The organism is Actinomadura physcomitrii (assembly GCF_008923205.2).
GTDB classification, from domain to species: domain Bacteria; phylum Actinomycetota; class Actinomycetes; order Streptosporangiales; family Streptosporangiaceae; genus Spirillospora; species Spirillospora physcomitrii.
The window spans coordinates 59,949-84,195 of the sequence record NZ_WBMS02000011.1 but is presented as its reverse complement, the minus strand read 5'-3'; the positions used below and the strand labels follow the sequence as shown (position 1 = coordinate 84,195).

Here is a 24,247-nt window from a genome sequence, read left to right as displayed (position 1 = left end):
TGGATCGAGGGAGCCCCCTGATGCCCGCTGTCGAGACCGTCCGCGGACCCGTCGAGGTCGACGCCCTGGGCCGCACGTTCATGCACGAGCACGTCTTCTGCCTCGGCACCGAGCACGTCGAGAACTACGGCGCCGGCGACTGGTGGGACGAGGAGGAGAAGGTCGCCGACGCGGTGGCCAAGCTGCGGGAGCTGCCCGCGCGCGGCATCACCACGATCGCCGACCCGACCGTGTGGGGGCTCGGGCGCTACATCCCGCGCATACAGCGGATCGCCGCGCAGGTGCCCGAGCTCAACATCATCGCGGCCACCGGGATCTACACCTACAACGACCTGCCGTTCCAGTTCCACCACCGCGGGCCGGGCACGCTGATGGACGACGGCCCCGACCCGATGATCGAGTACTTCGTCCGCGACCTGACGCAGGGCATCGCCGGCACCGGGGTGAAGGCCGCGTTCCTCAAGTGCGCGATCGACGCCCCGGGCCTCACCCCGGGCGTGGAGCGGGTGCTGCGGGCGGTGGCGCGCGCGCACCGCGAGACGGGCGCCCCGGTGACGGTGCACACCGAGAGCTCGATCCACGCCGGCCGGAAGGTCGTGGAGATCCTCGGCAAGGAGGGCGTCGACCTCAGCAAGGTCGTCATCGGGCACGCCGGGGACAGCAACGACCTCGACTACCTGATGGAACTGGCCGACACCGGCGCGATCCTCGGCATGGACCGGTTCGGGCTGGACGTCATCAACCCGACCGCCGACCGGGTCCGCACGGTCGTGGCGCTGTGCGAGCGCGGCTACGCCGACCGGATGGTGCTCAGCCACGACGCGAGCTGCTTCATCGACTGGTTCGGGCCCGACCCGGCGACCGTGCCGGCGTTCGCGCCGAACTGGAACTACCGCCACATCAGCGACGACGTGCTGCCCGCGCTGCGCGAGGCGGGCGTGCCGGACGGGCAGATCGACCAGATGCTCGTCGGGAACCCGCGCCGGTACTTCGCCCCCTGACGGCGCGCGCCACCGGACGGACGGCGGCCTGAGGCGCCGTTCCACCAGCGGTCGTCCCTGGGATGGTCAAGAACCCGTCTCAAGGACTAATCCCCTCGGATCGGGAATCATGGGAGGAAACTGCTAGGAGGCGCCGGTGAACGAGGTCTTCGAGCATCGCGGTCTCCGCTCCGCGATTCCCCTGCTGCTGGCCGCGCTGCTCGCCCTCGTCGCGCCCGGCTGCCAGGCCCTCGACCGCGGCGCGGGCCCCGAGGACGTCCCCCCGCCGGTCAAGACGCCGGTCGCCGAGCACGAGAAGCCGAGCGGGCGGCGCCCCGGCGTCGTCAACATCGACACCGAGCAGGGCCTGAACAGCACCCGCGCCGCCGGCACCGGGATCGTCATGGACCCCTCCGGGCTCGTGCTGACCAACAACCACGTCATCCAGGGCGCCACCACCATCAAGGGCACCGACACCGACAACCGGCGCTCCTACACCGCGCAGATCGTCGGCTACGACCGGCAGAGCGACGTCGCGGTGATCCGGCTGTACGGCGCGGCCCGGCTGAAGGCCGCCGTGTTCGGCGACCCGTCCACGGTGGGCGTCGGCGACCCGGTCACCGCCGTCGGCAACGCCGGCGGCAAGGGCGGCACCCCGACCGTCGTCACCGGCAAGGTCACCTCCCTCGACCAGACCGTCACCGCCCGCGACGACAGCGACGGCACCTCCGAGCGGCTCACCGGCATGATCGAGACGAGCGCGCCGATCCGGCCGGGCGACTCCGGCGGCCCGCTGCTGAACACCCGCGGCCGGGTCATCGGCATCAACACCGCGGCGTCCGCGTCGTTCACCGTCGGCAAGTCCAAGCCGAAGGGCACCCACCGCGGCTACGCCATCCCGTCCGACCGGGCCCTCGCGATCGCCCGCCAGATCGCCCGCGGCCAGGCGTCGGCGACCGTGCACATCGGCCGGACCGCCATGCTCGGAGTGAAGGTCCGCTCCGGCGGCACCCAGGGCGCCCAGGTCGTCGAGGTCGTGCCCGGCACCCCGGCCGACGAGGCGGGCGTCCCGGTCGGCGCCACGATCATCTCGCTCGGCGGCGCCGCGGTCGACTCGCCCACCACGCTCACCGGGCTGATGCTCGCCCACCATCCCGGCGAGACCGTCCGGATGGAGTGGTTCACCGCGCAGGGCGCGCGGACGGCCGCCATGCTCCGCCTGGCCGACGGCCCGCCGCAGTAGCGGGCGGCACAGTAGCCGGCGGCGCGCTTCCATTGGGCGCAAGTCGACGGCGCCGGACGGCCTCGGGCGTGCGAGAGTGGAAGCACCCCGATCGCGAGGATGTGAACGATGACCCGCCAGGCGCCCGCCGATGACTTCGACGACACCGGGATGCGCGTGTCGGAACCGAAGACGTGGGCGGCCGGCGTCCCCGGCGTGACCGCGGCGCTGCGCCAGTCCTACGACCAGATGGGCGTCCGCCGGACGGCGCTGACGCTGCTGCGCGTCAACCAGAAGCGGGGGTTCGACTGCCCCGGCTGCGCGTGGCCGGAGGGCGACCACCGGCACGTCGCCGAGTTCTGCGAGAACGGCGCCAAGGCCGTCGCGGAGGAGGCGACGGCGCGGCGCGTCACCCGCGAGTTCTTCGCCGCGCACACCGTCGGCGAGCTGGCGGAACGCTCCGACCACTGGCTGGGGCAGCAGGGCCGGCTGACCGAGCCGATGATCAAGCGCGCCGGGTCCGCGCACTACGAGCCGGTGTCGTGGGACGAGGCGTTCGGGCTGCTGGCGTCGGAGCTGACCGCGCTGGACTCCCCCGACGAGGCCGTCTTCTACACCTCGGGGCGCACCAGCAACGAGGCCGCGTTCGCCTACCAGCTGTTCGCCCGCGCCTTCGGCACGAACAACCTGCCCGACTGCAGCAACATGTGCCACGAGTCGTCGGGGTCGGCGCTCGGCGAGACGATCGGCATCGGCAAGGGCTCGGTCCTCCTCGACGACCTGTACAAGGCCGATCTGATCTTCGTGGTCGGGCAGAACCCCGGCACCAACCACCCGCGGATGCTGTCCGCACTGGAACAGGCCAAGAAGGAGGGCGCCCGGATCGTCGCGGTGAACCCGCTGCCCGAGGCGGGGCTGATGCGGTTCAAGAACCCGCAGCGGCCGTCCGGCGTCACGGGGCGCGGCACCGCGCTCGCCGACCGGTTCCTGCAGATCCGGCTGAACGGCGATCTCGCGCTGTTCCAGGCGCTCAACCGGATGCTCCTGGAGTCCGACGCCCCGGGCGCGCTCGACCGGGAGTTCCTCGACGCGCACACGCACGGGTTCGAGGCGTTCGACAAGCACGTCCGCGGCCTGGACTGGGACGACGTGCTGGAGGCGACCGGGCTGACCCGCGGCGAGATCGCCGCGACGCTCGGCGACGTGCTCGCCTCCAAGCGGATCGTGGTGTGCTGGGCGATGGGCCTCACCCAGCACCGCAACTCGGTGCCGACGATCCGCGAGGTCGTCAACTTCCTGCTGCTGCGCGGCAACATCGGCCGTCCCGGCGCGGGCGTCTGCCCGGTCCGCGGCCACTCCAACGTCCAGGGCGACCGGACGATGGGCATCTACGAGAAGCCCAGGCCCGAGTTCCTCGACGCGCTCGCCGCGGAGTTCGCGTTCGAGCCGCCGCGCGAGCACGGCCTCGACACCGTCGACGCGATCCGCGCCATGCGCGACGGCAAGGCGAAGGTGTTCTTCGGGATGGGCGGCAACTTCGTCCGCGCCACGCCCGACTCCGCCGTCACCGAGCGGGCGCTGCGCTCCTGCCGGCTCACCGCGCAGGTGTCGACGAAGCTGAACCGCTCGCACGCGGTGACCGGCGAGCTCGCCCTGATCCTGCCGACGCTCGGCCGCACCGAGCGCGACGAGCAGGCGTCCGGGCCGCAGTTCGTCTCCGTCGAGGACTCGATGGGCATGGTGCACGCCTCCCGGGGGCGCCTCGCCCCCGCCTCCGAGCACCTGCTGTCGGAGGTCGCGATCGTCTGCCGGCTCGCGAAGGCGACGCTCCCCGGTTCCGGCATCGGCTGGGACGCGATGGAGCGCGACTACGACGTCATCCGCGACCACGTGTCCCGCGTCGTCCCCGGCTTCGCCGATTACAACGCGCGCGTCCGCGAGCCCGGCGGCTTCACGCTCCCGCACGCGCCCCGCGACGAGCGCCGCTTCCCGACCGCGACCGGCAAGGCGAACCTGACGGTGAACGAGCTGGAGGTGCTGCGCGTCCCGGAGGGCCGGCTGCTGCTCCAGACCGTCCGCAGCCACGACCAGTACAACACCACCATCTACGGCCTGGACGACCGCTACCGCGGCATCAAGGCGGGCCGCCGCGTCGTGTTCGTCAACCCCGACGACCTGTCCGCCCTCGGCGTCGCCGACGGCGCCACGGTCGACCTGGTGTCGGAGTGGTCCGACGGCGTGGAGCGCCGGGCGCCCGCGTTCCGCGTCGTCGCCTACCCGACCGCCCGCGGCTGCGCCGCCGCGTACTTCCCGGAGACGAACGTGCTCGTCCCGCTCGACAGCACCGCCGAGGTCAGCAACACCCCGACCTCCAAGTCCGTGATCATCCGCCTGGTCCCGGGCTGACCGGCGCCTGGAGCGGAAGGCGACGAGAGTGTCGCCACAGGACACCGCGAGCCCTTGCTGGTCTAGTCTCGACGCATGACGAACCTGCCGGAACACGCCGGTACGCCGGAAATGCGAGCCGGTGACTCCGACCGGGACCGGGTCGCGCAGGTGCTGCGCGACGCGGCCGGCGAGGGACGGCTCACGCTCGAGGAGCTCGACGAGCGGCTGGACGCGGTGTACGCGGCGAAGACCTACGCCGAGCTGGAGCCGCTCACCCGCGACCTGCCCGCGGCCGTGACGTCCGCCGCGCCCGCTCCCCACACCGGCGCCGACTGGCGCCCGGTCGACGGCGCCCCGTCCTGGTCGACCGGCATCGGCGTCATGAGCGGCTTCACCCGGACCGGCGTGTGGAACGTCCCCCGCGCGTTCACCGCGTTCGCGTTCTGGGGCGGCGGCAAGATCGACCTGCGCGAGGCCCGCTTCACCGAGGGCGAGGTCACGATCCGCGCGTTCGCCCTCATGGGCGGCGTCGAGGTCATCGCGCCCGAGGACATCACCGTCCACGTCAAGGGCATCGGCATCATGGGCGGCTTCGACCACGGCGCGAGCGCCGCCGGCGTGCCCGGCTCCCCCACGGTCGTCGTGAAGGGCTTCGCGTTCTGGGGCGGCGTCGACGTCAAACGCCGCGCCCGCCGCCGCGAGAAGAAGCTCCGCAAGGAACTCAAGAACCGCGAACCCGGCGATTGAGCACTTCCGAGCGCACCTCGGCAGCACGCCCGGCACCTACCGCCGCGCCTTCGGCGGAACCCGCCGACCGGACCGCCCGGAGATCGGAATATCGTAATCTGGAAATCGACTTTCCGGCACCGTAGTGTCGCGTTGTGCGCTTCGGAATCAGCGTTCCCAACGTGGACGAGTTCGCGGACCCGCGCCGGGTCGCGGAGCCGGCACGCCGTGCCGAGGCCGCCGGGTGGGACGGGTTCTTCGTCTGGGACCACGCCGTCTTCCCCCGCCGCCCTGCGGCGCACCGAGGCCGGCCCGCCGCGGTGAACCACCCGCGACGACGGCCGGCCGCGCGGGCCGCGGTGGACGTCAGCCGGTGAGGCGGTCGAGCCATTCGGCGAGGAGGGCGGCCTCGGCGGGGCTGAAGCCGGACGGGGGGCCGGCCGACAGGGCGGCGCGGAGCGCGAGCGCGGAGGCGGCGCGGGCATCGGGGGAAGCGGGCCCGGCCGAGGGGTCCTTCGGGACGGTCACGGCGGCGAGGACGGCCTCGCGGGTGCGGGCCGACAGGCCGCCGCCGTCGTCGCCGTTCGCGACCAGGAAGAGGACGACGCCGACGCTCGCGGCCTGGATCATCCGCGCCGCGGTCTCCACGGGGACGCGGAGGCGGCCCGCGCGGGCGACGGCGCCGACCAGGCCGAGCAGGATCGCGTAGGCCTCGTCCGCGGCGGGCGGGGTGCGCGGCGAGCCGTAGATCAGCGCGTAGACGGCCGGGTGCGACACGCCGAACTCGACGTGCAGGTCCCAGCCGTGGCGCAGGTCGTCGACCGGGTCGCCGGTGCCGGGCTGGGCGCGCTTGCTCGCCAGGTACTCCTCGAGCCCGTGCGCGGCGACCGCGTCCAGGAGCCCCTGCTTGTCGCCAAAGTGGTGGTAGAGGGTGGGCGCGCCGACGCCGGCGGCGGCGCAGACGGCCCGGGTGGAGACGGGCTCGCCGCCGGACTCGGCGACCAGCCGGGCGGCCGCCCGCAGGATGCGGTCCCGCCCGTCGGTGTCCTTCTGCACGCCCACAACAGCGATGCTACATAACTTCGGTGAGCGCCGTTAGGCGCGGTTGACCTGGGCATATCAGGATTCGGACCCCCAGCGTGCTGTAGCGGCACTATAGGAGCGGGTATATCGTTGGTTCTGGCGGTCGCGATCCGGCCGTCCCCGTCTACGAGAGGAACGCGAGATGCGCACCGCCGTTCTCACCGAACAGGGCAAGCCGCTGGAGGTCGTCGAGCGGGAGACGCCCGCGCCCGGCCCCGGCGAGATCCTCGTCAAGGTCACCGCCTGCGGGATGTGCTTCTCCGAGGTCGGGCTGGTGCACGGGAACTACCCGTCCGCGCGGTTCCCGACCGTGCCCGGGCACGAGATCAGCGGCGTCGTCGCCGAGCTGGGACCGGGCGTCGAGTGGCCCGCGCCGGGCACGCCGGTGGGCGGCCAGTGGATCTACGGCTCGTGCGGGCGCTGCGACCAGTGCGTGCGCGGCGACCAGATCCTGTGCACCGGCGCGCCCCGGCGCGTCACCGGGATCACCGACGACGGCGGGTACGCCGAGTACTACATCGCCCGCGCCGGGTTCGTCACGCCGCTGCCGGACGGCCTGGACCCGGTCGCCGCGGCGCCGCTGATGTGCGCCGGGATCACCGCGTTCAACGGGCTGCGGCACGCGGGCGCGGCGGCCGGGTCGCGCGTCGCGGTGCTCGGCACCGGCGGCGTCGGGGAGATGGCGATCCGGTTCGCGGCCGCGATGGGCGCCCGCGTCGCGGCGGTGTCCCGGTCGCGCCGCGCCGAGGACGAGACGCGCCGGCGGGGCGCCGAGCACTACGTCGCGACGGACGAGCAGGACGCGGCCGAGGCGCTGCGGAGCTGGGGCGGAGCCGACGTCATCGTGAACACCACGCCGAGCACCGCGCCCGCGCAGGCGGCCCTCGGCGGCCTCGCGCCGGACGGCACCCTGCTGGTTCTCGGCGTCGGCGCCGAGAACCTCGCGGTGCCGCCCGGCGCGCTCGTGATGAACCGGGTGCGGGTGATGGGCAGCCCGTCGGGGTCCCCGCACGACCTGCGCGACACCCTCGCGTTCGCCGCCGCGCACGGGATCGTCCCGGACGTCACGCCGGTCACGCTGGACGAGGCGCCCGGCGTCCTCACCACGATGGTCGAGGGCCGGCACCACGGCCGCTCCGTGATCACGTTCGGGTGAGCCGCTTCCACGGCCGCGCCCGCTCGTAGCCGCGGCAGGCGGCCATGACCAGGGCGTCGGCGTGCCGGGCGCCGACGACCTGGAGGCCGATGGGCAGCCCGTCCGCGGTGAACCCGCACGGCAGGCTCGCGGCGGGCTGCTGGGTCATGTTGAACGGGTAGGTGAACGGCGTCCAGGACGTCCAGCGGGGGGACGGCGAGCCGGGCGGCGCCTCGAGGCCGGCCTCGAACGCGGCGATCGGCATGGTCGGGGTGAGGAGAAGGTCGTAGCGCTCGTGGAACAGGCCCATGAGGCGGCCGAGCTCCATGCGGCGCGCGGTCGCGGCGAGGTACTCGACGGCCGTGTAGCGGGCGCCCTGCTCGCAGATCTCGCGCAGGCCCGGGTCGAGGCGCGCGCGCTGCCCGGCGGTGAGGTGCTCGACGACCTTCGCGGCGCCGGCGAACCAGAGCACCTCGAAGTCGGCGACGGGGTCGGCGAAGCCCGGGTCGGCCTGCTCGACCTTGGCGCCGAGTTCGGTGAACGCCTCGGCCGCGGCGGCCACCGCGGCCGCCACCTCCGGGTCGACGCGGGCGAAGCCGAGGTCGGGGCTGAAGGCGACGCGCAGGCCCGTGAGGTCGTCCGGGCCGCCACCGGTGAACGGCGCGGCCGGCGGCGCCAGGGCCGACCAGTCCCGGGCGTCGGCGCCGCAGACCGCGTCGAGCAGCAGTTCCGCGTCCGCGACGGTGTTGGTCATCGGGCCGGTGTGCGCGAGCGTGCCGAACGGGCTGGCCGGGTAGTGCGGGATGCGGCCGTAGGTCGGCTTGATGGTGAAGGTGCCGGTGAACGCGGCGGGGATGCGGACCGAGCCGCCGCCGTCGGTGCCGAGCGCGAGCGGCGCCATGCCCGCCGCGACGGCCGCCGCCGCGCCGCCGCTCGACCCGCCGGGCGTGCGGGACGCGTCCCACGGGTTGCGGGTGACGCCGGTGAGCGGGTTGTCGGTGACGCCCTTCCACGCGAACTCCGGCGTGGTCGTCTTGCCGGCGAACACCGCGCCCCGCTCGCGCAGCCGCGCGACGGCCGGGGAGTCCTCCGTCCAGGGCCCGGCGGGGTCGATCGTGGTGGACCCGCGCAGCGTCGGCCAGCCCCGGGTGAGCAGCACGTCCTTGATCGAGACGGGCACGCCGTCGAGCGCCCCGAGGGTCTCGCCGCGCCGCCACCGTTCGGCGGACGCGCGCGCCATCTCCATCGTGGTGTCCGGGTCGACCAGGCAGAACGCGTTGAGCTCCGGGTCGTCCCGGTCGATCCGCGCGAGGACGGCCGCGGCGGCCTCGACGGGCGAGAGGGCCTTCGCCCGGTACGCCTCCAGCAACTCGGCGGCGGTCAGGTCTGCCGCGTCCGTCATGGCCGTTACCTCCTCTGCCCGGCGTACGGGGTCCGTGCGGCGCCGGTGTCCGGGCGCGCGTAGCCCAGCCGCTTGTCGACGACGTTGCGCAGCTCGCGGCCGCGGACGAACCGGTCGAGGTTGTCGGTGAACAGCCGGACCAACTCGGCGCGCCAGCCGGTCACGTCCCCCGACATGTGCGGCGAGACGATCACGTTGGGCATGGTCCACAGCGGCGAGGACGGCGCGAGCGGCTCGTCGACGAACACGTCGAGCGCCGCGCCCGCGATGCGGCCCGCGCGCAGCGCCTCGACCAGGTCGTCCTCGGCGACCAGCGGCCCGCGCCCGACATTGATCAGCCGCGCGGACGGCCGCATCCGGGCGAGCGCCGCCGCGTCGATCATGTTCCGGGTGGCGGCGGTGAGCGGCGCGGCGAGGACGACGTAGTCCGCGTCGCCGAGCGCGGCGGGCAGCCGTTCCGGCGGGTGGACGAGCCCGAAGTCGGGGTCGCCGTCGCGGGCGGTGCGGCCGGCGCCCGTCACGTGCAGCCCGGCGGCGGTGAGCCGGCGGGCGACGGCGCGGCCGATCGGGCCGGTGCCGACCACCAGCGCGCGGGCCCCGGTGATCCGTTCGGTCTCGCGGTGCCGCCACACGCGCTCGTCCTGGAGCCGGACGGTGGTGTGCAGGTCCTTGGCGAACGCCAGCACGAGCCCGAGGACGTACTCGGCGATCGGCTCGTCGAAGACCCCTCGCGAATTGGTGACGATGGTGTTGCCTTCGACCAGGCCGGGGAACAGCAGCCGGTCGACTCCGGCGCTCGCGATGTGCACCCAGCGGGGGCCGCCCTCACGCGGCCACGCCGCCGCCGGCGCGTCCGACCAGAAGTCCCACACGAAGAGCGCGTCGCAGCCGGGAAGGGCGCCCGCGAGCTGGGATTCGCGCACGTAGACGACGTGCGCGAGGCGTTCGGCGGCCGCCATCGCGGGCGGCGGGACGTCGCCGCGGAGCACCACCACGCGCGGCGGCTCACCGGGGACGTTCGGACCTTGCTCCATCGGCGGCCACTTTCGGTGTTCGGGATTTAACGCGAAGGCAACGCGGAGGGGCATTGACACGCTAGGAACGCTTCGTAGGATTGTCAACAATCAGCGGGGACGAACCGCCAGGTGGCCGCGCTGATCGTGCTGCAAGACCGTCGCAACCGTTTCGCCCAAGGCCAGGACGCGTCCCAGAGCGCTCTAACGCAAGAGTCCTTTCGGGTGGCGACGCTCTCGCCCACCCCTGTCCACGGGAAGGTCCGGCATGGCCAAGCTCATGACCATCTCACTGGAGAAGCGCGGCGTGTCCTGCGTCGCCGAGCTCCTGGAGAAGGACGCGCCGCGCACCTGCGAGGCGGTATGGCGCGGCCTGCCCCTCGGAGGGGACGCGTACCACGCCAAGTACGCGCGCAACGAGGTCTACACGATGGTGGAGCGGTTCGCCGAGGAGGAGGTCGGCCTGGAGAACCCGACCGTGACGCCGATCCCCGGCGACGTCGTCTACTTCTCCTTCCCCGGCGGGATGCTCGACCGGGCGTTCAAGGAGGAGAAGAACATCCACGGGCTGCCCGGCGTCATCGACCTCGCGATCTTCTACGGCCGCAACAACCTGCTGCTGAACGGGGACGTCGGCTGGGTGCCCGGCAACGTGTACGCGACGATCACCGAGGGCCTCGACCGGATGGCCGAGGCGTGCAACGACGTCTGGCGGTCCGGCGCCGTCGGCGAGCGCCTGGTCTACCGCCGGCACGAGTCCTAGAGCGGCGGCCGCGCAGATGGCATTCGACCCCACGCTGGTCGTCGGGCCCGAACTGGTCGCGCAGCAGGGCATCGGCGTGGTCGCGCCGTTCGACTTCGCGCTCGACCGCGAGCTGTGGCGGTGGACGCCCGACGACGTGTCGCTGTTCATGACCCGGCTGCCGTACGTCCCGGTGCCGGTGACCGTCGAGATGGCCTCGGCGCTGTCGGACCACTCGATCGTCCGGCAGGCGACCCGCGACGTGCTCGCCCCCGAGCCGCTCGCGGTCGCCTACGCCTGCGCGTCCGGCAGCTTCATCCGCGGCAGGGCCGGCGAGCTGGCGCTGCACCGGACGATGACCGAGGCGGGCGCGCCCGCGGTGGCCACCACGTCGGGCGCGCTGGTGGAGTCGCTGCGGCTGCTGAACGCGGGCCGGATCGCGGTGGTGACCCCGTACATCGACGCGGTCACCGAGCGGCTGGTCTCCTTCCTCCGCGAGCACGGCGTCGAGGTGGTGTCGTCGGTCGGGATGGGGCTGCTCGGCCACATCTGGAAGGTCGGCTACGGCGAGATCGTGAGCGCGGTGTCGACGGTGGACCGGCCGGAGGCCGAGGCGGTGTTCATCAGCTGCACCAACGTGCCGACCTACGACATCATCGCCCCGCTGGAACAGATGATCGGCAAGCCGGTGCTGACCGCCAACCAGGTCACCATGTGCTCGGCGCTGCGCGCGATGGGCCGCTCGGCGGCCGGCCCGGGGCAGTGGCTGGTGCAGCTCGGCCGTCCGACGGCGGCCTGACCCCGATGATCGAGGAAGGTAGGATTGTCGACAACATGCAGCGAAACGGTCCCGCCGCGGGGTTCCTCTACCCGGGCTACAGCGCCGAGGACGACTACCCCGCGATCGAGCGCGTGCTGCGGGAGTCGGGAGCGGGCGACGTCCGCCTGCCGGTCGTGCACACCCTGATGCGCGAGGACGCCCACCGGGTCGACGCGCTGCTGGACATCGGCGGCGACGACGTGCTCGGCGAGGGCGCCCGCGAGCTGCGCGCGCTGGGCGTGCGGGCCGCCGTGTGGGCGTGCACGAGCGGCAGCTTCGTGTTCGGCTGGGACGGCGCCGCCGCGCAGGTCCGCGCCGTCGGCGAGGCCGCCGGCGTGCCCGCGTCCAGCACGTCGTTCGCGTTCGTGCACGCGGCGCGCGCGCTCGGCCTGCGCCGGGTCGCCGTGGCCGCGACCTATCCGGCCGACGTCGCCGAGCGGTTCGGCGCGTTCCTCGGCCACGCCGGCATCGAGGTGGTGGCGCTGTCCTGCCGGGGCATCGTCACCGCCGCCGAGGTCGGCACCCTCCGCCGCGACGAGGTGCTGGAGTTCGCCGCGGCCAACGACCATCCCGACGCCGAGGCGGTGCTGGTGCCCGACACCGCGCTGCACACCGTGTGCTGGCTCGACGAGCTGGAGGAGCGGGTCGGCAAGCCGGTGCTCACCGCCAACCAGGTGAGCGTGTGGGAGGGGCTGCGGCTCGCCGCCGGCCCGGCCGGGCTCGCGCCGCGCGCCGGGCTCGGCCGGCTGTTCGCCGTCCCCGCCCCGGCACCGGGGCCGGTACCGCCCGCGAGGGGACGGCCTCCCGCGCCCCTCGGGCCGGCCCCGTCGGGATCGCATCCCTGGCAGCTATGACGAAAGGGGCCCGCCGATGGGCCGGTTGGGTGAGCTGGAACCCGTCCCGCGCAGGTCGACGGTCGAGATCGTGTCCGACGAGCTGCGCTCGGCGATCATGTACGGGGCGCTGGAGCCGGGCGCGCAGCTCGGCGAGGCGGAGCTGGCCGCGCGGCTCGGCATCAGCCGCGGCCCGCTGCGCGAGGCGATGCAGCGCCTCGTCCAGGAGGGGCTGCTGGTCAGCGAGCCGCACCGCGGGCTCTTCGTGATCACCCTGGACCAGGGCGACGTCGAGGACGTCTACCTCACCCGGCTGGCGATCGAGCGGGCCGCCTGCCAGCTGATCATGCAGCGCAACCGGGGCGAGGCGGTCGCGCGGCTCACCGAGGCGCTGGAGGCGCTGATCGGGGCGGCGCGCGAGCGCGACCGGGTCAAGATGAGCGACGCCGACCAGGCGTTCCACGAGGTGCTGGTCAGCTCGTCCGGCAGCCCCCGGCTGGAGCGGATGGCGGCCACTCTGCTGGTGGAGACGCGGATGTGCCTGAACGCGCTGCAGGAGACCTATCCCGAGCCGTCCGAGTTGGTCGAGGAGCACCGCCGGCTGGTGGACGCGATCGGCGACGGCGAGGAGGAGCGGCTGCTGCAGCTGATCGAGGAGCACATGACCGACTCGATCAGGCGGCTGCGCGCCTCGTAGGGGGTCCCCTGGACAACGGGTCCGGGGCGACCTAGCGTGCAGATTGTCGACAATCTACCGGAGGACGCGATGGCTCAGCTCTCACCCCTGCTCAAGCAGGCCACCCCCGTCCTGGCCGAACGCGGCGAGGGCGTGTACCTCTACGACGCCGGCGGCCGCCGCCACCTGGACTTCACCGCCGGCATCGGCGTCACCAACACCGGGCACTGCCATCCGCGCGTCGTCGAGGCGGCGCGCGCGCAGGTCGGCACGCTGATCCACGGGCAGTACACGACGGTGATGCACCGGCCGCTGCTGCGCCTGGTGGAGGCGCTCGGCGACGTCCTGCCGGACGGCCTGGACACCCTGTTCTTCCTCAACAGCGGCAGCGAGGCCGTCGAGGCGTCCATCCGGCTGGCCCGGCACGCGACCGGACGGCAGAACATCGTCGTCTTCCACGGCTCGTTCCACGGGCGGACGATGGGCGCCGCCGCCCTCACCACCGCGGGCACCAAGTTCCGCGCGGCCATCGGCCCGCTGATGCCGGGTGTCGCCGTCGCGCCGTTCCCGCAGGCCTACCGGTACGGGTGGGACGAGGACGAGGCGACCCGGTTCGCGCTGCGCGAGCTGGACTACGTGCTCGCGACGTCCAGCCCGGTGTCCGACACCGCCGCGTTCGTCGTCGAGCCGGTGCTCGGCGAGGGCGGCTACATCCCGGCTCCGCCCGCCTTCCTGGAGGGGCTGCGCGAGCGCGCCGACCGGCACGGGATCCTGCTGGTCGTCGACGAGGTGCAGACCGGCTACGGCCGGACGGGCCGGTTCTGGGGCCACCAGCACGCCGCGATCCGTCCCGACGTGCTGATCACCGCGAAGGGCCTGGCCAGCGGGTTCCCGCTGTCGGCGATCGCGGCGCCGGCGGCGCTGATGGGCAAGGCCTGGCCGGGGTCGCAGGGCGGCACCTACGGCGGCAACGCGGTCGCGTGCGCCGCCGCGCTCGCCACCCTGGAGGTCATCCGGGACGAGAACCTGGTCGAGAACGCGGCGGTGCTCGGCGCCCGGCTGAACGAGGGCCTGCGCAAGGCCGCGGCCGACCATCCGGAGATCGGCGACGTGCGCGGCCTCGGGCTGATGCAGGCCTGCGAGTTCAGCACGCCGGACGGCGAGCCCGACCCGGCCGCCGCCCAGCGCGCCCACGCCGCCGCCGCGGAGCGGGGCCTGCTGCTGCTCACCTGCGGCGCGTTCGGCAACGTCGTCCGGATGATCCCGCCGCTGGTGGTGGACGCGTCGCAGATCGACGACGCCCTCGCGCTGTGGTCGGACGCGCTCGGCGACGCCGCGGCGCACGGTGCGGCAGAACGCGACACATAGCATGGACGTGCTATAAAAGGAGGGTGCCGAAGATCGTCGATCCCGAGGCCCGCCGCCGCGAGGTGGCCGAGGCCGTCTTCCGGGTCGCCCGCCGGGACGGCCTGGAGCAGGCGTCGCTGCGCAACGTCGCCGCCGAGGCGGGCCTCGCCATCGGGTCCGTCCGGCACTACTTCGGCGGCCAGGCCGACATCATGATCTTCGCGATGCGCTACTTCGCCGAGCGGGCCGCCGAGCGGCTGCGGCTGCGCGCGGGCCGGCTCGCCGTCCCCGACCCGGCCGCGCCGCCCGCCGAGCACGCCGCCGCGCTGGAGGCGCTGTTCGCCGAGCTGCTCCCCTTCGACGCCGAGCGGCGTGAGGAGGCCGAGGTGTGGCTGGCGTTCAGCGTCGGCGCCCGCACCCGGCCCGAGCTGCGGCCGCTCGCGGCGCAGATGCACGGCGACCTGCGCTCGGTCGCGCTGCGCGTGCTGCGGTCGGCCGGCCGGGTCGGCGTCCTGCGGCCGGGGTTGGACCTGGAAGCCGAGGCCGCGCGGGTGCACGCGCTGGTGGACGGGCTCACCCTGCACGCCGTCCTGGAGCCGGAGAGCACCGGCCCGGCGGAGATGCGGACGGTGCTGCGCCGGCACGTCGGCGAGCTCACCGGCCTTCCCGCCGCGGACCTGCCCGCGCCGCCCGACCTGGCCGACCTGCGCACCGGACCGGGCCGCGACGCCTGCTAGCGAAACGGCTCGCGCTTTGAATACCGAACGGCGCCCGGCGGTGAAAGGGGAAACCGCCGGGCGCCGTGTTCCGGGAACGTCAGCCGAGCGGGTTGCCGCAGTCGATGGGCCAGTACGGGCCCCAGATGTCGAGCGAGTTCTCCACGAACTTGATCATGACCGGGTCGAACGCGATGCCGACGTGCGCGTTGGTGTCGTTCGCGCACTTGTCCTGCAGCAGCACGTTCTGCGCGTTGGAGCCGTTCAGGAACTCCGAGGTGTACGGCGTGACGACCTCGTCGTACTTGGTGGACAGCACGATGTACTGCACGCCGGGCACCGTGTCGCCGCCCGCGTTCAGGTTCTTCAGGAAGTCGGAGTCGGTGATCTGCTCGCCGGCCGCCGGCGCGGCCTTCACCACGGCCTGCGTGATGCCGAGCAGGCTGCCGAGCTCCACCAGCCCGTCCAGGTTCGTCCCGTGGTTGGACGGCACGATGCCGATCAGCTTGTTGACCTTCGCCGCGCCGCCGAGGAACTTCAGGTAGTAGCGCGGCATCATCCCGCCCTGGGAGTGCCCGACCATGTCGACCTTCGAGGCGCCGGTCGCGGCCAGCACCTTGTCGACGAACGCCGACAGCTGGCCCGCGGACGCGGCGATCTCACCGGTGCCCTGGATCGGGGCGTCCGGCGCGCCGCCGTAGTTGAGCGCGTAGACGCAGTAGCCGGCCTTCTTCAGCGCGGGCGAGAGCTTCTGCCAGTTGAACGCCATGTTCTCGAAAGTGCCGTGCACCAGCACCACCGGGCGGGGGTGCAGGAACGACGGTTTGCAGTTCCAGTCATTGGCTCCGTCCGGGCTCGTCTCCGCGTGGGCGGCGGGCGCGAGCACGGACGTCAGCCCGAGGGCGGTGGGGATCGCCGCGGCGATGACGGCCCAGGACTTGAGTCGCCTGAAACGCATGTTCATCTCCCTGGAAGCGGGCACGCCGAACAGTGGCCGGAACCCGGGAAGCGGGAATGCGGGTTCCGGCCGCGAATCGTCGTGAGGTCGGGGGTGGGGGTGGGTGCGGCCGCATTGATCAGCTGAGGTGCTGACAAGGTACGGCCGCATTTCCGCGCGGTCTTGTGGCGCGACTCGTCAATCGCCCGGAGGAATTGTCAGGCGGCTCACAACCGGGCCCGCGCGCGCCTTCCGACCCGCGGCCCAGGGCCTTTTCACGGTGCGCCGACGAGCCCGTCCACCAGCGCGCGCAGGCCGTCGGCGTAGGTGTCCTGCGCGGTCAGCTCGGCCCAGCGGTCCGCGACCTCCGCCAGGCGCGGCAGCTCGGCGGCGTCGATGCCGGCGAACACCCGCTCGCGGTAGGTCGGCCGGTCGTCGCCGGCCCGCCGCCGTGCCGCCGCGGCCCGCACGATGATCTCCCCGGCGGTGTAGTACCAGATCGCCCGGTAGGCGTGGACGGCCCGCTCGGGGCCCAGCCCGCACCCCTCCAGGCCGTCCAGGATCTGCTCGACGAACCACAGCGCCGACCGGCCGAGCAGGTCGTCGGCGGTGAGCACCTCCGCGATCCAGGGGCAGGCGGCGAGCGTCCCGCGGATCGCGGTCGCCGCGGCCACCACCCGCGCGCGGGGATCGGCGGGCAGCTCGGGCTCGCGCGCCATCCGCGCGGCGTAGTCGTCCAGCAGCAGGACGAGCAGCTGCTCCTTGTCGCGGACGTGGTGGTACAGCGCCATCGGCGTGCTGCCGATCTCCTTGGCGAGCCGCCGCATCGTCAGCCGGTCCACGCCCTCGGCGTCCACGATCCGGCGCGCGGTCTCGACGATCTCGGCGCGGGAGATCCGGGGCGGCCTGCCCCGCTGGGCGGACGGTTGCGGCATGCCCCCATCATCGCGGACTGGACGGCCGAGCCCGCCGCGGGTTACTTTCTATACATGTATAAAAAAGAACGGGCCCGCCCCTGGGCGGTGCTGGCGGCGGCCTGCGTCGCCCAGTTCGTCTTCGCGCTCGACATGGCCGTGATGAACGTCGCGCTCCCGGCGATCAGGACGGCCCTCGGCTTCGCACCGGTCGGCCTGTCCTGGGTCGTCCACGTCTACGCGCTCGGCTTCGGCGGGTTCCTGCTGCTCGGCGGCCGGGCCTGCGACCTGTACGGACGGCGCCGGATGTTCGTCCTCGGCCTGGCCGCGTTCGGGCTCTGCTCGCTCGCCGGCGGGCTCGCCCAGGCGCCGTGGCAGCTCGTCGCGGCGCGCGCCGGCCAGGGCCTCGGCGCCGCCGCCGCGGCCCCGGCCTCGCTGGCCCTGCTGACCACCACGTTCACCGAGGGCCGCGCGCGGGTGCGCGCCCTCGGCGTCTGGAGCGCCATGAACGCGGCGGGCGGCGCCCTCGGCGTCCTCGCGGGCGGCGTGCTCACCGAGTACGCGGGCTGGCGGTGGGTGATGCTGGTCAACCTGCCGTTCGTCGCCCTCGCCCTCGCGCTCGTCCCGGTGGGCGTGCCCGCGCACGCCCGCACGGGCCCGCGCGAGCGGATGGACGTCCCCGGCGCCCTGCTGGCGACCGCCGGTTTCGGACTGCTCGTCTTCGGCGTGGTACGCACCGACGCCATCGGCTGGACGGCCCCGGCGACCTTCGCCTGCCTCGCCGCCGCGGCCCTGCTCCTCGCCGCCTTCGTCGCCGTGGAGACCCGGGTGCGCGCGCCGCTCGTCCGGCTCGGCCTGCTGCGCGGCCGGTGGGTGGCGGGCGCGAACCTGATCGTCTTCCTCGCGGCGGCCGGCCAGTTCGCCGCGTTCTACTTCGTCTCCCTCTACATGCAGCAGGTGCTGCACATGGGCGCCGCCGAGACCGGCCTGGCCTTCCTGCCCTTCTCGACGGGCGTCGTGCTCGGCACGCTGCTCGCGACCCGGGTCGCCGGGAACCGCTCGCCCCGCGCGGCGCTGATCCCCGGCAGCCTGCTCGCCGCCGCCGGCCTGGCCTGGTTCACCCGGATCAGCCCGGACGGCGGCTTCCTCACCGACGTGCTCGGGCCGTCCGTCGTCGGCAGCATCGGCATCGGGCTCGTCCTGGCCCCGGTCGCCGCCGCCGCGACCACCGGCGTCGCGGCCCGGGAGGCCGGCATGGCCTCGGGGCTGCTCAACAGCTCCCGCCAGCTCGGCGGCTGCGTCGGCCTCGCCGCCCTCGCCACCGTCGCCGCCCACCACACCGGCGACGCGGCCTCCCCGTCCGCCCTGAACGGCGGCTACGCGCTGAGCCTCACCGTCTCCGCGGCCCTGTTCGTCCTGGCCGCCCTCGTGGCGCTGGCCCTCCCCCGCGGCAGCTCGTCCAGCGGAGCGAAAGAGCCGGTAGCCGACAAACGTGATGAGATTTCTGTCGGGTTTAGAGTCGCAAACCGCGAAAAGTCAGTCACTTAATGTAATCGACCGTCACCAGGGGCACCGGATCGCTAACTTTCCGTGTCGAGATGCGATCCCCCCGCGCAGAAGGGAAGAATGACGTGACGGCGACGGTGGACGAGCGGATCACGAAACTGGAGGACCGCGTGACCGATCTGGAGACCTGGGCGGGCCCCGGCCAGGCATCGGCCCTCAGCGAGAACGTCCGCGCCCTGCGCACGGACATGCGGCAGGTCAAGGGCGACATCGCGAAGATCCAGAAGACCCTGGAGCAGCACAGCCTCCAGTTCAACAAGATCGGCGCCCGACTGGACCGGGTGGATGCCCGGTTCGACCAGACGGACGCCCGATTCGACCGCATGGACGCTCGCCTCGACCAGACGGACGCCCGATTCGACCGCATGGACGCTCGCCTCGACCGGATGGACGCCCGGTTCGAGCAGGTGGACGCCCGGTTCGACGGCATGACCGGCAGGCTCGACACCATGGACGGCAGGCTCGATCGCGTGGAGAACCTGCTCGGGCTCATCGTGACCCACCTGGGCGTGCCCGACCCCGCAGGCGGTTGACGCGGCGAGGGTGCCCGGCCGGTGGGGTCGGGCACCCTCTCGCGGGTGTCAGGCCTGGGCGACGGCGCCGGCGGCGAGGAGGGCGTCGACGTCGGTGAAGCCGAGGTCCTCCAGGACGGCGCGGGTCTGGCCGCCGGGCAGGACGGGCAGGCCGTCGGTGTCGGTGGCGGTGCGGGAGAACCGCGGCGCCGGGGCGGGCTGGCGGTGGCCGGCGCGCTCGGGGAAGACGTCGCGGGCGGTGTTGAAGGGGTGCTCCATTGCCTCGTTCATCGACAGGACGGGCGCCACGCACGCGTCGCTCGGCATGAAGACCTCGGTCCACTCGTCGCGGGTCTTCGCCTTGAAGGCCGCGGCGAAGCGCTCGCGCATCTCGGGCCAGCGGGCGCGGTCGTACTGCTCGGGCAGGCCCTCGGTGTCGACGCCGAGGCGGCGGACGAACTCGGCGTAGAACTGGGGCTCGATCGCGCCGACCGCCATGTGCTTGCCGTCGGCGGTCTCGTACACGTCGTACCAGGGGGCGCCGGTGTCGAGCATGTTGACGCCGCGCTGGTCCTGCCAGATGCCGCCGGCGAGGAAGCCGTGGATGAAGGTGGACAGGTGGGCTGTGCCGTCCACGATGGCGGTGTCGACGACCTGGCCCTGCCCGCTGGTCTTGGCCTCCAGCAGGGCGGACAGGACGCCGACGACGAGGTACATGCTGCCGCCGGCGAAGTCGCCGAGCAGGTTCAGCGGGACCTGCGGCGGGCCGCCCGCGCGACCGATGGCGTGCAGCGCGCCGGTGATGGCGATGTAGCCGATGTCGTGGCCGGCGGTGTGCGCCAGCGGGCCCTGCTGGCCCCAACCGGTCATCCGGCCGTAGACGAGGCGCGGATTGCGGGCGAGGCAGTCGTCCGGGCCGATGCCGAGGCGCTCGGTGACGCCGGGCCGGAACCCCTCGATCAGGACGTCGGACCGCTCCACGAGCCGGAGCACGACGTCCTTGCCCTTCTCGCTCTTGAGGTCGATGGCGATCGAGCGCTTGCCCCGATTGCTGAACTCGGTGCCGCCGGTGGCGGCGTCCCCCACCGCGGACGCGCGGTCGACGCGGATGACGTCGGCGCCGAGATCGGCGAGCAGCATCGCGGCGAACGGTCCCGGCCCGATCCCGGCCAGCTCGATCACGCGCACTCCGGAGAGCGGCCCCTTGCCCATCTGCAGCCCCTTTCGGTCCCACCTGTGTCCGCCGGGTGGCCGCCCCTGGGCGGCGCTGAATCCCGTTCGGGAACCCTAGTGTGCCCGATCGCGGTAAGCGGGTTCTGACCGCCCCCGTTCAGCGGGACGCGGCGGTGACCGCGACGGGGACGTTCGGGCGGCGCTCCGGCCGGGCGACGAGCAGCCCGTGCTCGGTGGACGCGGGGCCGAGCGGTCCCTTCGCCCGCGGGACGAGCCCGGACGCGGCGGCGGCGAGGTAGTACCAGCGGCCCGACGGCGACCGCCACCAGGTGCCCGACACCGGGCGCCGGGCGTCGCAGCCGCCGGTGTCGCGGGGCCGGTCGGCGACGAGCGTGGACGTGCCGGCCTGGCCGCCGTCGGCGTAGGTCGTCCGGGTGCAGTACCAGCCGGCGGGCGCGCCGCCGTGCGGGAGCGTGCCGGACCAGAACTCCCAGGCCATGGCGGCGGTGACGGGCCGCGCCCGCGGCGGTTCGAGGCAGCCGAGGCGGTTCCAGGCCCGCACCGCGCCGGGGCCGAGGCGGGCGGGCGGGGCGGGCCGTCCGGCGGGCTCGTAGGCGGGCGAGCGGTAGGTGAGGACGGCGGCGCGCGGGCCGCCGAGGTAGCCGAGCGTGCGGTCGCCGAGGTGGAACAGCGGGCCGCGGCCGCAGGGGGTGCGGGCGGGCGGGGGCGCGACGACGCCGTCGCGGGCGGGGAGCGCGGCGCCCGCGAGGGTGCGGGGCGCCGGGTCCCAGGGGGCGAGGAGGTAGCGTCCGCCGCCGAGGGCGATCGGGGCGGACGGGTCGGTGCCGATGGTGACGACGTCCAGGCCGGGCGGGGTGTAGCGGGCGACGCGGTCGCCGCGCCGCATCAGCGCGACGGGCGCGCCGCCGGCGTGCCCCGCGTAGAGGAGCTGCGCGGTGCCGCCGCCGGGCCCCCGGTCACCGCCGGCGGTGGCCCATGCGGCGGCGGCGCGGTCGAGGAACGCGCGGTCGCCGGTGAGGTCGCCGCGCGCGGGCCAGGCGTCCAGGGTGCGGGCGCCGTGCGTCCAGCCGGCCGGCGGGGCCGCGGCGAGCCGCAGCGCCGGGGCGCCGGGGCGGACGGCGCCGGGCCGGGCCCCGGTGTGGATCAGCACGCCGACCAGGGCGGCGGTGAGGGCGGCGGCGGTCGCCAGCGGCAGCACCGAGCGGGTCCGGACGGGGCGCAGGTGCGCGGGGTCGAAGTGCTCGGCGCGGCGCGGGACGGGGATCGAGACCGCGCACGCGGCGTCGATGACGGGCCACGGGTCGCGCACCCGCAGCTCGCGGAGCTGGTCGCGGACGGCGTACTTCGGCAGGCCCTCGATGCGCAGCAGCACGTAGGCGACGCGGACGTACGGGTCGAGCTCGGCGAGCGCGGCGGTCAGCGCCGGGTCGGGCAGCCGGGCGGGCAGCGCGCGCAGCCAGGGGCCGAGGCCGATCTGCAGGCGGCGGGACGGGCGGAGCGCGCGGCGCAGCACGCGGGTGCGGCGGCGGGCGAGGCCGGGCGCGGTGCGGTCGCGGGGGCCGCGGGCGGTGGCGTCCACGATCCGGCGGGCGACCGCCAGCCGGTAGACGCGCTTTCCGCGCCCGGGAAGCACGAAATACGCCATTCGGACGAGATTTCCGTAATGCGATTTCCTGGGCGGCGATTCCTGCGCCGGCTGCGCGATGACGTCCTCCGTCACGGCGGGCCCCTCCACCTTCCGTTCCCTGGCACGGCGTTCCTCGCACCGCGGAGACCGAGGTTATGCGGCACCGGCGCGCGGTGGGACGGAATTGGGGCAACGATGAGGAAAGCCAAAAGAAATGTCATCCTATTTCCGGTCCCGTTCGGGCTGGGCGGGTCGTCGTGGCCGCCGCCGCCGGACAGGGCCAGCGCGCCGACGCCGAGCGCCGCCCCGCCGGCGAGCGCGACCGCTGCCGCGATGACGCGAGCAGCCCGCCCGCCGGTTCGCGGCCGAGCGCCGGCGGCGGCGAGCAGCCGCCGACCGAGGCGCAGCTCGCGGCCGCCCGGCCCCGCCGCCTGGCCGCCCGCGCGGTGGGCCGTACGGCGGTCCTCACCTGGACGCTGCCGGAGGGGGCGCGCGGGCTGCCGCTGCTCGTCCGGCAGCAGCCCGCCGGGAGCGCCCCGGTCCAGTCGGCCGCGGCGAACTCGCGCTCGTTCACCGTCCCCGGGCCGAAACCGAAGGTGCGCTACTGCTTCAAGGTCGGCGCGGTGGTCCGGCTCCGGCAGGGCAAGGCGCCGGACGTGGCGTGGTCGCCGCCCGCGTGCGTCCACAAACCCCGCACCGCGCCCTGACCCGCCCGCACCGCCGGCGCGCTCAGGGCTCTTGGAGGGCGCCGGTGTAGGTCGGGACGGTGATGTTGCGGCCGGACACGACCACGACCGGCCGTCCGACGATCTCGACCTTTCCGGCCAGCACCGCCGCGACGCCCGCCGCGCCCGCGCCCTCGGCGACCAGGCCGTGCTCGGCGAACAGCCAACGCAGCGCGGTGCGGATCTCGGCGTCGGTGACGGCGGTCAGCGCCGCGCCCGTCCCGATCACCTCCGGCGTCACGCAGCCGGCCTCCAGGTTGCCGGGCAGCCCGTCGGCGAACGTCTCGCCGACCTCCACCTCGACCACCCGCCCGGCCGCGACCGACGCCGACACGCCGCGCGACACCGCCGACTCCACCCCGGCGATCCGCACGCCGCCGCGCTCGCGCGCCCACAGGCTGAGCCCGGCGAGCAGCCCGCCGCCGCCGACCGGCGCGACCACCGTGAGCGGGCCGTCCGCCTGCGCGTCCAGCTCCCGGCCGATGGTGCCCTGCCCGGCGATGACCGCCGGGTCGTTGTAGGGCGAGACGTAGTGGCCGGGCAGCGTCATCGCGTGCGCCTCGGCCTCGTCGTAGGTGTCGCCGTGCTGGACGAGCCGGACGGGGAACGCGCCGATCCGGTCCACCTTCACCTGCGACGCCCGCGTCGAGACCACCACCGTCACGTCCGCGCCGGACCGCGCCGCCGCGTACCCCATGCCGAGGCCGTGGTTGCCGGCGCTCGCGGTGACGGCGGGCGTCCCGTCCGGCAGCGCCGCGACGGCGGCGAGCGCGCCGCGCACCTTGAACGAGCCGGTCGGCTGGAACGTCTCCAGCTTCAGCAGCGCGTCCGGTGCGAGGCCGGACGGGACGGCGGGCGTCGGCGCGAGCACCCCGGACACCGCCTCCCAGGCCAGCTCCAGATCGAGCGAGCCCGGCACGCGGACCCGGCGGGCCGTCACGAGCCGTCCCCCGGAATAGAGGGGCGCCGCCGCTCCGGGCGTACGGTCACCGCCGCGCCGGAAGACCTTCTCCACCACCGCATGCGGCCACGGTATATCGATCATGCCGGACGGCACGCCGTGCCCGTCCTCCACGCGGAACGGGAAGGCGGTCAGCGCCCCGCGACGTCTTGGCGCGCGGGTCGCGGAGCGAGCGCGGGTGCAGCCGGCGGCGGAGCCGGCGCAGCCGCCCGGCCTTCGCGGTGACGAGCCGTCCGAGCTGGTCGGTGGTGCCAGGCCCGGTCGGCGGCGTTCGGGTCCGGGCGGGACGCGGCGAACCGGCTGCGGTTGACCAGGTCGGCGAGCGGGCCGAGGTGCCCGCGGGCGTCCTCGCCGACCTCGGCCGCGCCGAACCCGGCGACCTCGTGCGCGGTGAGCGTGCGGGCGGTGGACAGGCCGACGTCCGCGAGGTGGTCGAGCGCCTGGTGCCAGGCGCCGGTGATGCGGTCGCCGGGGTCGCCGGTCCGGCGGCGCCTGCGGCGCAGGGCGGGCGCGAGCAGGACGGCCGTCAGGTACGCGACCGCCAGCGCGGCGGCCGCGATCGACGCGTACACCGCGCCGCCGACACGGCCGCCGTCCCCCGCCCCAGCGGCGTCAGCACGAGGTGGCGCTGCTGGCGGGCGCGCCGACGGGTGCGCGATCACCGGCACCGCGAGGGCCGTCACGTCCTCCGGGACGAGGGAGGACCGGCCTGGCGCGCTGCTGGAGCT

24 protein-coding genes are annotated in these 24,247 nt (G+C 74.3%); 15 read left to right on the top strand and 9 right to left on the bottom strand.

Going from position 1 to position 24,247, the window contains the following annotated elements; all coding sequences use genetic code 11:
- Positions 1 to 20: 20 nt before the first annotated feature.
- From F8568_RS16015 to F8568_RS46805, 5 genes are all read left to right on the top strand, one after another.
- A complete protein-coding gene (locus tag F8568_RS16015) occupies positions 21 to 1,001 on the top strand; it encodes a phosphotriesterase family protein (RefSeq protein ID WP_151594341.1) in 981 nt (326 codons plus the stop codon).
- 136 nt (positions 1,002 to 1,137) lie between these two features.
- Positions 1,138 to 2,223: a S1C family serine protease gene (locus F8568_RS16010; RefSeq protein ID WP_328600902.1), complete on the top strand. Its 1,086-nt coding sequence runs from the start codon at positions 1,138 to 1,140 to the stop codon at positions 2,221 to 2,223.
- A gap of 108 nt (positions 2,224 to 2,331) precedes the next feature.
- Entirely contained in the window at positions 2,332 to 4,608 is a 2,277-nt protein-coding gene (locus F8568_RS16005; protein WP_151594340.1) for an FdhF/YdeP family oxidoreductase, read from the top strand.
- A gap of 75 nt (positions 4,609 to 4,683) precedes the next feature.
- A complete protein-coding gene (locus F8568_RS16000) occupies positions 4,684 to 5,337 on the top strand; it encodes a DUF1707 domain-containing protein (RefSeq protein WP_236008801.1) in 654 nt (217 codons plus the stop codon).
- Between the two features lie 161 nt (positions 5,338 to 5,498).
- Positions 5,499 to 5,693, top strand: coding sequence for a hypothetical protein (locus tag F8568_RS46805; protein ID WP_202125010.1), 195 nt, complete (start codon positions 5,499 to 5,501; stop codon positions 5,691 to 5,693).
- Here the strand turns inward: F8568_RS46805 and F8568_RS15990 are convergent.
- On the bottom strand, positions 5,683 to 6,378 hold the full coding sequence (locus F8568_RS15990; protein WP_151594339.1) for a TetR/AcrR family transcriptional regulator: 696 nt from the start codon (positions 6,376 to 6,378) through the stop codon (positions 5,683 to 5,685). The two genes, F8568_RS46805 and F8568_RS15990, sit on opposite strands and share 11 nt — an antisense overlap.
- Before the next feature lie 163 nt (positions 6,379 to 6,541).
- On the opposite strand from F8568_RS15990, the gene F8568_RS15985 reads away from it, so the two are divergent.
- The gene (locus tag F8568_RS15985; RefSeq protein ID WP_151594338.1) at positions 6,542 to 7,555 is read left to right on the top strand and encodes an alcohol dehydrogenase catalytic domain-containing protein; all 1,014 of its coding nucleotides are present in this window, start codon (positions 6,542 to 6,544) and stop codon (positions 7,553 to 7,555) included.
- On the opposite strand, the gene F8568_RS15980 is transcribed toward F8568_RS15985, so the two are convergent.
- The gene (locus F8568_RS15980; protein WP_151594337.1) at positions 7,542 to 8,936 is read right to left on the bottom strand and encodes an amidase; all 1,395 of its coding nucleotides are present in this window, start codon (positions 8,934 to 8,936) and stop codon (positions 7,542 to 7,544) included. The genes F8568_RS15985 and F8568_RS15980 overlap by 14 nt on opposite strands.
- Positions 8,937 to 8,941: 5 nt before the next feature.
- On the bottom strand, positions 8,942 to 9,970 hold the full coding sequence (locus F8568_RS15975; RefSeq protein WP_151594336.1) for a D-2-hydroxyacid dehydrogenase: 1,029 nt from the start codon (positions 9,968 to 9,970) through the stop codon (positions 8,942 to 8,944).
- 259 nt (positions 9,971 to 10,229) lie between these two features.
- Here F8568_RS15975 and F8568_RS15970 point away from each other — a divergent pair, with 259 nt between their 5' ends.
- From F8568_RS15970 to F8568_RS15945, 6 genes are all read left to right on the top strand, one after another.
- Positions 10,230 to 10,712 carry a DUF3830 family protein gene (locus F8568_RS15970; protein ID WP_151594449.1) on the top strand — a complete coding sequence of 161 codons (483 nt, stop codon included), beginning with the start codon at positions 10,230 to 10,232 and terminating at the stop codon, positions 10,710 to 10,712.
- 16 nt (positions 10,713 to 10,728) lie between these two features.
- Positions 10,729 to 11,490: a maleate cis-trans isomerase family protein gene (locus F8568_RS15965; protein ID WP_151594335.1), complete on the top strand. Its 762-nt coding sequence runs from the start codon at positions 10,729 to 10,731 to the stop codon at positions 11,488 to 11,490.
- Positions 11,491 to 11,525: 35 nt separating this feature from the next.
- Positions 11,526 to 12,365 (top strand): maleate cis-trans isomerase family protein, encoded by an 840-nt coding sequence (locus F8568_RS15960; protein ID WP_160573636.1) that lies wholly within the window; start codon positions 11,526 to 11,528, stop codon positions 12,363 to 12,365.
- A 16-nt stretch (positions 12,366 to 12,381) separates the two neighbouring features.
- On the top strand, positions 12,382 to 13,041 hold the full coding sequence (locus F8568_RS15955; protein WP_151594334.1) for a GntR family transcriptional regulator: 660 nt from the start codon (positions 12,382 to 12,384) through the stop codon (positions 13,039 to 13,041).
- A gap of 69 nt (positions 13,042 to 13,110) precedes the next feature.
- Positions 13,111 to 14,388, top strand: a complete 1,278-nt coding sequence (locus F8568_RS15950; protein ID WP_151594333.1) for an aspartate aminotransferase family protein — start codon at positions 13,111 to 13,113, stop codon at positions 14,386 to 14,388.
- Between the two features lie 23 nt (positions 14,389 to 14,411).
- Positions 14,412 to 15,104, top strand: a complete 693-nt coding sequence (locus F8568_RS15945) for a TetR/AcrR family transcriptional regulator (RefSeq protein ID WP_151594332.1) — start codon at positions 14,412 to 14,414, stop codon at positions 15,102 to 15,104.
- A 79-nt stretch (positions 15,105 to 15,183) separates the two neighbouring features.
- On the opposite strand, the gene F8568_RS15940 is transcribed toward F8568_RS15945, so the two are convergent.
- Positions 15,184 to 16,041: an esterase/lipase family protein gene (locus F8568_RS15940; protein WP_151594331.1), complete on the bottom strand. Its 858-nt coding sequence runs from the start codon at positions 16,039 to 16,041 to the stop codon at positions 15,184 to 15,186.
- Between the two features lie 254 nt (positions 16,042 to 16,295).
- Positions 16,296 to 16,955, bottom strand: a complete 660-nt coding sequence (locus F8568_RS15935) for a TetR/AcrR family transcriptional regulator (RefSeq protein WP_151594330.1) — start codon at positions 16,953 to 16,955, stop codon at positions 16,296 to 16,298.
- A gap of 54 nt (positions 16,956 to 17,009) precedes the next feature.
- On the opposite strand from F8568_RS15935, the gene F8568_RS15930 reads away from it, so the two are divergent.
- Together F8568_RS15930 and F8568_RS15925 are read left to right on the top strand one after the other, a co-directional pair.
- A complete protein-coding gene (locus F8568_RS15930) occupies positions 17,010 to 18,482 on the top strand; it encodes an MFS transporter (protein WP_151594329.1) in 1,473 nt (490 codons plus the stop codon).
- An 83-nt stretch (positions 18,483 to 18,565) separates the two neighbouring features.
- Complete coding sequence (locus F8568_RS15925; protein WP_151594328.1) at positions 18,566 to 19,033, top strand: hypothetical protein; 468 nt, start codon at positions 18,566 to 18,568, stop codon at positions 19,031 to 19,033.
- A gap of 48 nt (positions 19,034 to 19,081) precedes the next feature.
- On the opposite strand, the gene F8568_RS15920 is transcribed toward F8568_RS15925, so the two are convergent.
- Positions 19,082 to 20,224, bottom strand: a complete 1,143-nt coding sequence (locus tag F8568_RS15920) for a CaiB/BaiF CoA transferase family protein (protein ID WP_151594327.1) — start codon at positions 20,222 to 20,224, stop codon at positions 19,082 to 19,084.
- A gap of 118 nt (positions 20,225 to 20,342) precedes the next feature.
- Positions 20,343 to 21,851 (bottom strand): hypothetical protein, encoded by a 1,509-nt coding sequence (locus F8568_RS15915; protein ID WP_151594326.1) that lies wholly within the window; start codon positions 21,849 to 21,851, stop codon positions 20,343 to 20,345.
- Positions 21,852 to 22,090: 239 nt separating this feature from the next.
- On the opposite strand from F8568_RS15915, the gene F8568_RS15910 reads away from it, so the two are divergent.
- The gene (locus F8568_RS15910) at positions 22,091 to 22,540 is read left to right on the top strand and encodes a hypothetical protein (RefSeq protein ID WP_151594325.1); all 450 of its coding nucleotides are present in this window, start codon (positions 22,091 to 22,093) and stop codon (positions 22,538 to 22,540) included.
- A 22-nt stretch (positions 22,541 to 22,562) separates the two neighbouring features.
- Here the strand turns inward: F8568_RS15910 and F8568_RS15905 are convergent, their stop codons facing one another.
- Together F8568_RS15905 and F8568_RS15900 are read right to left on the bottom strand one after the other, a co-directional pair.
- A complete protein-coding gene (locus F8568_RS15905) occupies positions 22,563 to 23,633 on the bottom strand; it encodes a threonine ammonia-lyase (RefSeq protein ID WP_202125009.1) in 1,071 nt (356 codons plus the stop codon).
- 17 nt (positions 23,634 to 23,650) lie between these two features.
- On the bottom strand, positions 23,651 to 24,202 hold the full coding sequence (locus F8568_RS15900; protein WP_151594324.1) for a DUF4129 domain-containing protein: 552 nt from the start codon (positions 24,200 to 24,202) through the stop codon (positions 23,651 to 23,653).
- Between the last annotated feature and the right edge of the window lie 45 nt (positions 24,203 to 24,247).